Genomic DNA, 12723 nt, shown 5'->3' with positions numbered 1-12723 from the left:
ATACAGTTTCATCAATAGACGCAATCTACAACGCAGTATCAGGGCTTTTCTGGTACTTGCGATGTGGGTTACGTCTATTTTTACGAACCCGGTTTATGCACAGATGTCTAGTCAGAAAACTACGTTAACGTGGCAGCGGACCTTAACTCAACGCTACGCCCGTTTGCAGCAACGCACCTATCAACTGGCAAAGGAGCATCACTGGCCCCTTAGCAAAAACTATTCCAATCAACGAGTGCTAACCTTAATGGAAGTGGATGCACTTGGGCAACCTATTTATTATACGCTCCATAATGCAGAAGCAGCAAGGGGAACGCAAACTCAGGCGCTGTATGGTGCAGGCTCTTTGTCAATTGCGCTGTCGGGCAATAGCGCAGTTATCAACGGTCGGCTTGGCTTGTGGGATGGCGGGCGGGTACGGGCTTCGCACCAGGAATTTGGGGGTACTACAACGGGCAGCAGCCGAATTGTTCAGAAGGATAATACGACAGCCCTAAACGACCATACCACTCACCTGGCCGGAACCCTGATCGGTAAAGGCGTTCGCGAACAGGCCAAAGGAATGGCTTTTGGTGCTCAACTGACGGTCTGGGATTACACGAACGACATCACCGAGCTAACAACGGCGGCCCCTGGCCTACTGGTTTCCAACCACTCCTACGGGCCGGTTGCCGGTTGGGTATATGACGACACCCGGCCCGGCACTAACCCTGATCTGAAATGGGAGTGGTGGGGTAATACGACCATTAGCTCTACAGAAGATTACCTCTTCGGGTTTTATACCACAAAAGCCAGCGATCTGGACCGAATTTCGTATAACAACCCGTTTTTCCTGATGGTCCGTTCGGCGGATAATAAGCGTGGCGAAACCGGTCCTCCCGCGGGAACACCTTATTTCCTGAAAAATACATCCGTTCAAAGTGACTTACCCCGTAGCCGAAACGACGCGTACGACGTGATTCCAGGCGAAGCTACGGCCAAAAACGTGCTGACTGTAGGGGCTGCCAATCTATCGTTTACCGACCAGGGTAAGCCCACCTTAGTGGGTTCGGCACCTTTCAGCGGCTGGGGCCCTACAGACGATGGCCGTATAAAACCAGATTTATTAGGCGTTGGATCAGGTATTTTTTCATCGCTGTCTGCCAGCGACACGACTTACGGAAATTATACCGGTACCTCCATGGCTTCTGCCAATGTAGCCGGGTCCTTGTTCTTACTACAGGAATTATACGCTACCAAACGAGGACCAGGTATGCCCACCAGCGCGCAGTTTATGCGAGCCGCAACGCTGAAAGGACTGGCCCTGCACACCGCCACCCGGCCTAGTCCCGCAGCGGGGCCTAATTATCAGCAAGGATGGGGTTTACTTAACACAGAAGCAGCCGCCCGTGTGCTAGTCAATCAGGATATGGCGCACCTCATTCTGGAAAAATCGCTGGTTACTGGAGGTACCTTTACCCAATCCGTTGTCGCGCAGGGTGGCGAACCGCTAGTCATAACCCTTTCCTGGACCGATCCCGAAGCAACGGCATCGAGTCTGTCGAGCAGTTCACTCAACAACAGAAGCCCTAAGCTTATCAACGATCTTGATTTGCGGGTCAATAGTGGCCAACAAATCAACCTGCCTTTTATTCTTGATCCCACCCGCCCGGAACAGGCGGCCAAACGCGGAGATAATAACCGGGATAATGTAGAGCAGGTTTACATAGCCAATCCGGTAGCAGGCCAAACGTATACTCTGGTTGTTTCCCATAAAGGATCAATGACCTATTCCAGTCAGCCTTTTTCGGTGGTTATAAGCGGCCTGTACCGGGTTAATTGCCAGTTATCTACGTCAATTCGGCCAACTAAAGACACAACCATTTGTGCGGGTAAGTCCATAGTGCTATCGTCTTCAACTAAATCCGCTGGGGTACAGTATCAATGGTTACGCAACGGCGTGGTCATTGCCAATGCAAAATCGGATGCGTACGAGACAAATCAGGCTGGTTCTTATCTGGTACGAATTACCGACGCTAACGGCTGTTCGGCTGTTTCACAACCCATTGACGTTCAGATTCGCTCGTTGAACTTAACGCTAACACCGGGTAATCCACAGTGGCTTTGCAATACCCGCGACCCAGTCCCGTTACGCCTTGCTGACGTAAGCCAGCTCACGACTGCCGATAATGCCGTCATTGACTGGTTACGCAATAATCAGCTTATTGCCGATGCGCATTCAGCCATTCTGAACGTAACCCAGCCCGGCACCTATCAGGTACGTTTAACAAAGGACGGCTGCCAATATGTATCAACACAAGCTCAGGTGCTCCTTTCATCCGTGAATGAGATAAGTATCTTACCCGAAGAAACAGATCTTATTCTTCCGCAGGGAGCCTCCGTTACGTTGAAAGCTCCTATCGATACATCATACAGCTACCAGTGGTACCGAGACGAACAAAGCCTGGCAAACGCCCGCGACTCCAGATTATCGGTCACTCAGGCAGGCACGTACAAAGTGGCCATAACCCAGCATAAATGTACAGGTTGGTCAACGAGCAGACTGATACAGACTACTGTTCCAACAAGCCCAACCCTAGACCCGTTGGGGCCATTTACTATATACCCTAACCCAGTTGAGCATACACTCTCAATCCGGTACATTAATCCGGTAGCCCAACAGGCTCAGGTACGCTTATACGACTTGCGGGGCATTTTGCAACAGCCACCCTTTTCGTTGAAGACCCAAAATGGGCAGTTTGAAGGAGACATTTCGGTACTGGGTTTAGCGCCGGGAACCTACATCCTTCGGCTTACCGATGGCCATTCTACCCAGGTGGAGCGGTTCATAAAAAAGTAGCGGAAATTCCTAACCAATGGCTTAGGAACTCCCGCTGCTTATGTTAATCTACTGGTTGCTTCTTCAGCTTCCTTTAAAGGCTACTTTCCTTTACCTGAAGCAGCTGCGTCCTGCGCCAAAGCTAATTTTACCGCATCATACAGGTTTACAACACCACCGGTTTTAGACAACGACGCAAAGTCGACGGTATCCGTCGATTCCGGCTTCGTTACTTTGGTTTTATAAGGCGTTGCCGACTCCATGATAATCCGTTTAATGTCGGCGTAAGTCAGTTTGGGGAAGTACGATTTCAGAACAGCCGCTACGCCAGCCACTACGGGCGACGCCATGCTGGTTCCGCTATTATTTTCGTACTTGCTACCCGGCACCGTCGAATAAATGTCTTTACCGGGCGCAAACACGTCGACATTCTGCTTGCCATAGTTTGAGAAACTGGCCACCAGCTCGGCAGTGTTCGACTCGGCGCTGGCCCCCACCGTAATCACGTTCGGAATAACCGACCCGTCGATGAATCGAGGAGCGGGGTAATTGGCTGCGGTGTCGATGTCTTTTCCATCGTTACCGGCGGCATGAATCATCAAAACACCTTTCGAAAGGGCATATCGTTCGGCATCTTCAACGGTTTTGCGCTGGGGCGAGTAATCTTTACCGAAGCTCATGTTGATGATTTTCGCACCGTTATCAACCGCGTACCGAATGGCATTGGCTACATCTTTATCGCGCTCATCGCCGTCTGGAACGGCACGAACACCCATAATCTGAACCGCATCGGCAATCCCCATTATACCCAGGTTGTTGGTACGGTCGGCACCAATAATACCGGCAACGTGCGTACCGTGGTCAGGACGGGGGCCAGCAATATCAGGGTTACCATAATCGCGCTGGTTCATATCGTCCGGATTGTCACCCACAATCGTCCGGCTGTTAAAATCAGGGTTGTAGTTGTACTCGGCGCGTGACTTGAGTTGGTCATTGTATTTTTCCAACTCACCCATTACAACATCGGTATTCGGGGCATTCTGCTGGCGCAGCAACCGGAGTATTCCCATCACAGGCCGTTTCAGGGATACATCGGTCAGTGTATCAGCCGCCTTACTCAAGGTAGTTGTATCCAGTTTGGATACATTAAGGGCTTTTTTCAGCGTGGCAACAGCTTCTGAATACTGTTTATAAAACTGGCTGATTCCCTGATACTCTGTTTTGTATTTGGTCTGGTTTTTTTCAACCTCCGCTTTTGTCTTTACGTACAGATCGTATTCTTTCTGCTGATCGGGCTTCAGGGCTTTCCGGTCTTTCCCTTCATATTTTGGCTTTAGCTGGGCATAAAGACGCGTGACTTCGGCGGTTTCAAAATCGACATTACGCCCATCTTTGCCGCCGATAAAATTCCAGCCGTGAATGTCGTCCACGTAACCATTTTTATCGTCGTCTTTTCCATTTCCGGCAATTTCTTTAGGATTCACCCACAACACACGACGCAAATCTTCGTGTGTTGTATCAATTCCACCATCAATAACGGCAACGATAACGGGGGTTGGTTTACGACCGTTGAGGAGCTCGCGGTAAGTGCGCTCAACACTGATACCGGCAGTATTATCGGTTTTATCACGCAGATACCACTGCGTTTCCTGCGCCGACGCTGCTACAGAAAGCAGACAGACCGACGCGCTGATAAGGAGTTTCTTCATGAATTATGAACAAAAAATATTCACAAATTACGAAGAAACTGCCTTATGTTTTGCTTAAAATTTGTTAAATGACCTTTAGGGTTTGCTCGCGTGGCTATTCTGGTAGTGCTGCCGTAATAAATCTTCACCCCAGTCATTGGTCAAATCCCGAACTACTGTATGTATGTGGTTGGCATTCGTTTGGGTGTTGTCATACTCAATTAGAATGGTAGGGCCATGAATCCGATAATACCAGCCTTTACCATCGCCCAACTCAGGCGTAAGGTCGCCAGCCCAGGCAAAGTGCAGGTTATCTAATCCGGCTTTTGTTAACTTATCCATTTGTTGCTTTGCCAGCGTAATCCGATAATTAGTTAAGTAGGCCTGTAGCAAATTCATGAACAGCTTCCGTTGATCGGGTGTCAGTTCAGACACCATCAGCCCGTCCATTTTGTCAAGCGAGGCAACCCGTTTGTTGCTGGTCACAATATCGGGATAAGCCACAGGAGCAATTACCGCTTTCTTCCGTTGCTCTTCACTGAGCGATTTCAATAACGTAAAAGCCTGCTCGGTTTCCTGTTTCAATATAGATCTTCCTTTCTGGGGCAGGTCGTTTACGCGGGGGTCAGACATCCGCTTGTCGGCCATTTTGGTATCGTACTGTAACACACCAGGATTACTTCCAAAAAACGTTGGTGTCTGCGCAATCACCTTACCGGTTAGCGACATGAACTGCAAAGACAGATGGTGGCCCTCAATACGCCAGCTCCAGGGAGTTTTGGCATCCGGCTCGCCGAAAATAGTAAACGAATAATTTTCCGGATCACGATAAACATCATTCGGCGGCCGGTTGTCAATGACACGAAGTACGTTTTCCATGTCTATAATGGACGTTGCCTTATCGTACCCCTGCTGGCTGAGCCCTGTCTTAAGCATTGCCATGGCAGCCTGACATTGTTCCGGGCTCATCTGCTTCAGGGGTAAGCCTTTACGCTCGCGCGGAACAAAATGCCAGTTAAAGCGCTCATTATCGTCGAACGGAAAGGTTGCCTGTTTTCGCTGATCGGCAGAGAGCAAGGTTACGAATGCCGTTGCCGCATCGAGCATTTCATCTTTAACGCGCTGTTGGGCTGGCGTAGTTTTAGGCGATGGGGCTACCTGCTGAGCCACTGCTTGTCCTGCAATCAGGCAGCAGAAAAGGAACCGTTTCATAGGGAAACATTTTAATATCTGCTTTACAAAGCTGCATCCCTAAAACATATACTTATCAAGTTGTAACTACCGTTCAATCAATTGCTTTCAACGATTAGCGTTCCTTTTGGTAACAACCGTAGCTCTTTCGCAGTTTACAGTCTAACTCACTGTCAACGTTAAGAATATGTCAACTCGGCCACCCAATGATAGCCTAGGTCCACTCGATCACCTGGCGCTACGCTACCTGCGCCAGTCCCTCGATACACCCCACCCAGCCGACGAGCCATACGTACTGAACCCTGTTGAAAGTCGTGTTATTCGTCGAACGAAGATCGTTACCCTAACCATGGCTTCTTTGCTAGGGATAATGGGTGTTTTATTGTTATATGGCCCTCAGTATATGTGGCCCTATTTCTTCACCAACACTACATTTCGACTTTTTGGTAATGTCTTCGACCTACCATTGGTCACCATTCTGTACGGCTTGCTTTTAGTGTATCTGGAAGTGTATTTGCTGGTTGCACTCAACCTGCGGGGGGTTAAAATGATCATGCACGTTTGTCAGTTTCCAAACGCTCACGATGCACAGTACGAACGACACCTGCAGGCATTAGCCAACGCTGCGCTCGAAAAGAAGAATAGAGGTGTTATGCGTTTTGGTATTAACCCTTATTTAAATATGCCCCGCTGGGGTCTTACCCTATTTTTTCTGCTAAATATGGCTAAAGCAGCGCTCAGCAACGTTGCCTTGAAATTTATTCTGAAACGCTTTTTAGGCCGTTACGCTCTGCGGCAGGTAACGGAGTTGGCTGGAATGCCTATTTACGCGTTCTGGAATGCGTGGGCATCCTGGCATGTACTTCATGAAGCCCAGGTTCGGGTAATGGCCCCCACCACTATTCGCGAGTTCGTGCATGAGTTGCACGAAGAATGGGGAAAAAATGATGAATTTAGCCCGCTGATTCTGGAAGCTCTGCAATACGTCGCTATTTTAAAACGACAATACAATTATGCTCACTTCCTTCTCACCGAAACCCTCGTCGATCGATTCGCTCTAAAAGCGCATCCTTCAATAACGGGAAATTTTCTGGAACAAGTAGCAAAAGCACCCGCTTCAGTACAACGTAGTTTAGAAAGACTGGTAGTTTTTGGCGTACTGGTAGATGGAAAGCTATCATTTCTCGAAAAACGGCGGCTTAGCGAATTGCGTAAGCGTGGTTTTCTATCTTATTCAGCCGAGGAAATTAAGCGTATTGGCGATGATTATAATATGGGCCGTGGTCTCTGGGTATAACCAAGTTTAAGGCCTGAAGATATCAGAACCGAATAGTTTCTGTATTCTCCAGGCCTTAAATTACCTACATTGTTTTCCCAGCATCGAAAATATCTTCCTGATCGGGCATAATCGGACTGGCAAATACATCGGCCCCATTAATTGTGCGCCTTATGGGTTCAGCATTTGGACTTTGCCTATGATGCTGGTATGCTTTGCCGGATGAGTAATGGCATACAAATGACTTACGGGTAAGTTCCGGATTCCCAATCTCCGCGCCCCCATGCGCAAGGGCAGCATGCCATATTAATACGTCTCCTTTCTTAATAAGGAGTGTTTTTTTCTCCAGCCCAGCCTTTTGGCAGGTTTCGTCCAGGTACGTTGCAAAATCGCCTGGATTTAACGTCGATTTGTCGTTAAAGAAAATGCCATTCCCAAAGTTAAACTTATCTATTTTATGCGAACCGGGGTAGTAAAACAAGGGACCGGAATCAGCATGTACATCTTCTAATGGTATCCAAGCAGCCGCCAGGTGACTTGGGATTTCAGAAACGACGTAGGCAAAATCCTGGTGCGTTGCCTGCTGGCTACCATATTTAAAAAGCAGGCTTTGCATACCGATTACTTTATCATCGAATATCGCGCTTAAGAAAGACACAATGTTCTGGTGAAGCATCAGTTTTTTGCCGATTACCGAGTTATCGTGAAAATCATTGAACTTAATGTATGGCCCATTTAAAATAGATTTGGGAATGTTCTTAATTGGCTGAACAGGGCTATTCTGATAACTGGGCAAATCAACGCGCACCAGCGTCTGGTATTTCTCGTGGTTTTCAATCAATTCCTCTGCTTCCAGCCATAGCTGATCGAGCCATTCTGTTTGAAGCGCTTGCTCCAGAATTACGTAGCCGTTCTCACGCCAGAATTTCATTTTCTCGGCTAAATCGTAGGATAGGTCTTTGTGCCCCGGATTCTGTCTAACGAACGCGTCTACATCGGCATCGTCTTTATCGATCCAGGGTAGTGTGCTATACTCAAACTTCGTGAGTGGTTTAGGTTGCGTCACAGGCGCAATAACACGCTTGACAACGGATTTTAACTGAGCTATGAAAGTAGTCATCGGTAGGTACGAAATTTTGGGCGTCAAATTAGCTAATAGTAACTAACACCACAAACAGTATACATTATTCTAACAAATTAAGCGCACTCAGTTATCTGGATGGTACCAGAACCTGCTCCTGTTTAACAGTGTCGTCCTTCCGGACACGAACTTCATTAATCCGCTTGTCGTCTGCCGCTACGATCTGAAACGTAAAGTTTGCATAAATCACTTCTTCGCCCGATTTAGGCAACCGGTTGAATAGTTCAAGCAACAATCCGCCCAGCGATTCACTCTCTCCCTGCACCGCTTCGAAAGTAGTGGCATCCACGTTCAATACTCGGCATACATCGGTAAGCGGCATTTTACCTTCGAATACCACTGTGTGTTCGTCTTCCCGACGATAACCCAGCGGTGTCTCATCATCGAACTCGTCGTTAATGTCGCCAAAAATTTCTTCGATTATATCTTCGAGCGTCACCAGACCGCGCGTCCCTCCGTATTCATCAACGACAATCGCCATGTGAACGCGCTTCTTCTGGAAGTCCTGCAACAGGTCGTCAACTTTCTTATTTTCAGGAATGAAAAACGCGGGCCTTAGCAATGACAGCCAATGAAAAGAATCATCTTCATGAATGTGGGTCAGTAAGTCTTTGATGTAGAGAATACCTTCAATCTGGTCGAGCGACTCCTTATAAACGGGCACTCTAGAATAACCTGATAGATTAATCTGCTCCATCAGTTCGCTAAACGTCAGATCATCTTCCACGGCTGAAATATCCAGCCTGGCCCGCATCACCTGCCGTGCGGTTAGGTTACTGAAGTTAACAATTCCCTTAAGAATCTCCTTTTCCTCAACGGTCGCGTTGGTGCCCGTCAACTCGACCGCCTGACTTAGTTCTTCGACGGACAGCTTGTATCCTTTACGCTCAATCCGTTTGTCAACCTGATTGCTCAAATTAACCAGCACCATAGCCAATGGACGAAAGACCATCAAACCAATTTGGGCCAGCGATGCCGTTTTTCGGGCAACTGTAAGGTTGTTTTGACTGGCGTATACTTTCGGGACTATTTCACCAAAAAGTACAATAGCAATTGTAGTCACCAGAGTAACAACAGGCAATATCCAATTTTCTGCCCGAGACGTTTGGGAAAATTGCCAGGTCAGGTAAGTAACAATGACGACGATCGCAATATTCAGCAAATTATTGAAGATAACCAGTGAGGCCAGAAGTCGTTTGGGCCGTTCGAGAAGGGTGGCAATACGACGATCGGCAACCTGTGCGCTATCGCGACATTGGGCGCGATCATCGGGCGACAGCGAGAAGAAAGCAGCTTCCGAGGCTGATACCAAACCAGCCAGTGTAAGCAGCAATAAGATTAAGGCCGTGTAGGGGCCGTATAAATCAAAATAGGTGCCCCAGCCGTCTGTGGCCAGGAGCACCTGTCGAGGAAGAGGATCACTAAGGTCCATGTATATCAAATCTCGTTCAACAATTGAGCGCTACGTAGATTAGAACGGTAAGTCGTCATCACCACTGTTGCTCTCAAACGGTACTGGTTCAGGCTCTCGGCGGGCCGGAGCTGCCTGTTGACGGGGAGCCGCCTGGGGTGCAGGTTGCTGACGCGAAGCGGATTGTGCCGGAGCCGCCTGCTGGCGCGGAGCTTCATAAGCAGGTTCCTCTGAGCGCCCTTCATTAGGGCTTCCCAGAAGCTGCATGGTATTAGCCCGTACCCGCAGGGAAGTCCGCTCTTTCCCTTCTTTATCCGTCCATAATTCAGTTCGCAGGCGACCTTCAACGTAGACGGAATTTCCTTTCTTTAAATATTTTTCGGCAACTTTAGCCTGTTCATTCCATAATTCAACCCGGAACCATTCGGTTTGCTCTACTTTCTCGCCGTTTCGGTTTGTATATTTTTCGGTTGTTGCCACATTAAACGTCGCGACAACAGCACCACCGTCCAGATAACGTACTTCAGGATCGGCCCCTAAATTGCCGATGATTGTCATCTTATTAAGACTTGCCATGCTCTTGGTTTTGTTGGTTATCTACGAAAATGGGTAGTGTTAAAGAAGATTAAAGATACTGAAATATACCGGCTTATGCAAACTGTTTCGCCAAATAGTTTGTAATCAATACGGGCTTAGGTAGTATACTTATCTCATCCATTGAATACCACTGTAAATCAATCGGCAAACTGCCTACTACCTTTTCCGGCAACTCAATCAGAAAAAACGTAGCCCGTATTCGCTGATGGGACAGTAGCTGTACAGCTTCAACTGGCGCATCGAGCAGCCTCCCCGTGTTTACTAAACTACTGATGGGTTCGGCTAAAGGTATATCTCGCAACGCAGTTTTGGGTTCATCGGTTTCCACCAAATGAAAATCATACAGGTTTTGCCAGATGTCACGATCCACTCGTTCGTGAAGTGCCAGACGTCCGTTCTGCCGAAAAACCAGATAACTGAAGAATCTTTCCCGCACCGGAGCCTTTTTTGATTTAACGGGTAATTGATGCTGACGACCAGTTAAATAGGCAACACATTGTTGCTGAACAGGGCACAGTAAACAGTCGGGTGCAACGGGTGTGCAATGGATCGCCCCAAACTCCATAATAGCCTGATTATAGGTAGCCGGGTCTACTGACGCCTGAATGAGCCGCATGGCTAGCGTGGCAAACGTTTTTTTTGCCGTTGTTGTAGTAATGTCTTCTGTGATGCCAAACACCCTGGACAGCACCCGGTACACGTTTCCATCAACAACAGGTACACGCTCTCCAAAGGCAAAAGAAGCAATAGCAGCGGCTGTATAAGCGCCTATCCCCTTCATTTTCAACAAGTCCTGATACGTATCCGGAAACTTACCGGCCAATTTCTCCGTTATGTGGCGGGCAGTCTGGTGAAGATTCCGAGCCCGTGAGTAATAACCTAGTCCCTGCCAGAGACGAAGTAGTTCACGTTCATCGGCAGTAGCCATATCCGAGATGGTCGGGTAGGCTGCCACAAAGCGTTCATAATACGGCCTACCCTGGGCCACACGGGTTTGCTGGAGTATAATTTCAGACAACCAGATGTAATAAGGATTAACCGTATGACGCCAGGGAAGGTCACGTTTGTGGATTGTGTACCACTGCTCAAGTGTTGGAGCAAAAGTGGTTTCGATGTCGTTAGAGTCTGATTGCCAATCCAAAATAAACAGGAAAAATAAGACGTTACCTTATAAAAACGGAAGCACAGGGTTTTATAATTTATGGGAAACCCCTACCTTTGTGCTCCCATTTTTGAGAGCCCAATTTTCAACAATACAGTAAACGTTAAAGTTTAAGAAGTCGTGACGAAAGCAGATGTAATTGCCGAGATCTCCGATAAGACCGGAATTGACAAGGCAGAAGTGACCAACACACTGGAAACTTTTTTTTCAGTAGTTAAAGACTCGCTGGCCGAGGGAGAGAACATTTACGTGAGAGGGTTCGGCAGCTTCATCAATAAGAAAAGAGCTAAGAAAGTAGCCCGGAATATCTCGAAAAACACCGCTATGGTAATTGACGAGCACTTCATTCCGAGCTTTAAGCCCGCCAAAGTATTTGTTGAGCAGGTGAAAACCAGCGACAAAGCTAAAGTAGCAGCTGAGTAATCAATTAACGAAACCAGAGCAAGTCTGGGCGTTTGCATCATGACGACTTTACCCAATGAATAAATCTGTGTTGTTTGTTATCGTACTGGCTTCGGCCCTGACGGCCGGGTTGTATTCCCTGCCGAAAGTGGTTGTGCGTAATGACAATAAGCAGCTTAGTGCATCCAGCGAGGGAGGTCATGCGACGCAAACGCCCACAGTTGCGCAGTCGGGTGCCGATTCGCTTAACGTTACAGGAAAAGAAAATGGAGCCGATGCCTCGGTAATCCATGAGAAGCCCATATCGCCGGAGCAACAAAAGCGCTTACGAACACTGGAAACTGAGTTTGCTTCGGCAGGCCCAACCCAGAAAGAACCTATTGGAGAGAAACTGATTGCCCTTTTTCGTGACCTGACCCGCTACGACAGCGCGGCCCATTATGCGGGATTAGTGGCAATGGCGCAACCCAATGAGCGGAACTTGCTACGTGCAGGCGACGAACACTTCGAAGCGTATACCTTTGCGGTAGATGATAAAAAAACCGCTCTCTTAGGCCAGAAAACCCGGGAGTTTTATCAGCAGGCGCTGGCCAAAAACCCGAATCTGCTGTCGGCTAAGGCTAACATGGCTATGACCTATGTTAATACGGATACGCCCATGCAGGGAATAATGCTGCTGCGTGAAGTATTGAAACAGGACCCGGCAAATGAACTGGCTCTGTTCAATTTGGGCTTGTTATCCATGCGGTCAAATCAGTACGAACGGGCTATAGAGCGATTCCGGCAGATTCTGGTGAATAACCCTACCAGTCGGAAAGCACAGTTTTATCTGGGTATCAGTTTAGCAGAAGCCGGTCAGAAAGCAGAAGCAAAACAGGTATTGGCTCAGGTGAAAAAGCAGGAGAAAGACCCGCAAATATTAGCGGCTGTTCAAGAGTACGAAGAGCGGCTTTCGAAATGAATAATGTAGTATCTATACTAGTATTCATTCTACATCATTCATTGATTTTAAGGGCCTGATCGGGTGATCGGTCGAC

Annotated in this window: 10 protein-coding genes; 4 read left to right on the top strand and 6 right to left on the bottom strand. The window is 48.0% G+C overall.

What is annotated here, in order from left to right:
• Nucleotides 1-103 precede the first annotated feature (103 nt).
• A complete protein-coding gene (locus CRO74_RS11755; protein ID WP_245877828.1) occupies nt 104-2839 on the top strand; it encodes a S8 family serine peptidase in 2736 nt (911 codons plus the stop codon).
• 80 nt (nt 2840-2919) lie between these two features.
• On the opposite strand, the gene CRO74_RS11750 is transcribed toward CRO74_RS11755, so the two are convergent.
• Both CRO74_RS11750 and CRO74_RS11745 read right to left on the bottom strand, forming a co-directional pair.
• Complete coding sequence (locus tag CRO74_RS11750; protein WP_097126257.1) at nt 2920-4527, bottom strand: S8 family peptidase; 1608 nt, start codon at nt 4525-4527, stop codon at nt 2920-2922.
• A 75-nt stretch (nt 4528-4602) separates the two neighbouring features.
• Complete coding sequence (locus CRO74_RS11745; protein WP_097126256.1) at nt 4603-5718, bottom strand: DUF3500 domain-containing protein; 1116 nt, start codon at nt 5716-5718, stop codon at nt 4603-4605.
• A 166-nt stretch (nt 5719-5884) separates the two neighbouring features.
• Between CRO74_RS11745 and CRO74_RS11740 the strand changes: the two genes are divergently transcribed.
• Nucleotides 5885-6994, top strand: a complete 1110-nt coding sequence (locus CRO74_RS11740) for an LBF_2804 family protein (protein ID WP_097126255.1) — start codon at nt 5885-5887, stop codon at nt 6992-6994.
• 64 nt (nt 6995-7058) lie between these two features.
• On the opposite strand, the gene CRO74_RS11735 is transcribed toward CRO74_RS11740, so the two are convergent.
• The 4 genes from CRO74_RS11735 to mutY form a co-directional block, all read right to left on the bottom strand.
• On the bottom strand, nt 7059-8093 hold the full coding sequence (locus CRO74_RS11735; RefSeq protein ID WP_097126254.1) for a phytanoyl-CoA dioxygenase family protein: 1035 nt from the start codon (nt 8091-8093) through the stop codon (nt 7059-7061).
• Nucleotides 8094-8184: 91 nt separating this feature from the next.
• Nucleotides 8185-9546 (bottom strand): gliding motility-associated protein GldE, encoded by a 1362-nt coding sequence (gene gldE, locus CRO74_RS11730; protein WP_097126253.1) that lies wholly within the window; start codon nt 9544-9546, stop codon nt 8185-8187.
• A 39-nt stretch (nt 9547-9585) separates the two neighbouring features.
• Complete coding sequence (locus tag CRO74_RS11725; protein ID WP_097126252.1) at nt 9586-10101, bottom strand: single-stranded DNA-binding protein; 516 nt, start codon at nt 10099-10101, stop codon at nt 9586-9588.
• Nucleotides 10102-10174: 73 nt separating this feature from the next.
• Nucleotides 10175-11263 (bottom strand): A/G-specific adenine glycosylase, encoded by a 1089-nt coding sequence (mutY, locus tag CRO74_RS11720; protein WP_097126251.1) that lies wholly within the window; start codon nt 11261-11263, stop codon nt 10175-10177.
• 141 nt (nt 11264-11404) lie between these two features.
• Here mutY and CRO74_RS11715 point away from each other — a divergent pair, with 141 nt between their 5' ends.
• Both CRO74_RS11715 and CRO74_RS11710 read left to right on the top strand, forming a co-directional pair.
• Nucleotides 11405-11707, top strand: coding sequence for an HU family DNA-binding protein (locus CRO74_RS11715; RefSeq protein ID WP_012930434.1), 303 nt, complete (start codon nt 11405-11407; stop codon nt 11705-11707).
• A gap of 55 nt (nt 11708-11762) precedes the next feature.
• Nucleotides 11763-12647, top strand: coding sequence for a tetratricopeptide repeat protein (locus tag CRO74_RS11710; RefSeq protein WP_097126250.1), 885 nt, complete (start codon nt 11763-11765; stop codon nt 12645-12647).
• Nucleotides 12648-12723 lie beyond the last annotated feature (76 nt).

Source organism: Spirosoma fluviale (genome assembly GCF_900230225.1).
Taxonomy (GTDB): domain Bacteria; phylum Bacteroidota; class Bacteroidia; order Cytophagales; family Spirosomataceae; genus Spirosoma; species Spirosoma fluviale.
This window is presented reverse-complemented; position numbering and strand designations above follow the sequence as displayed.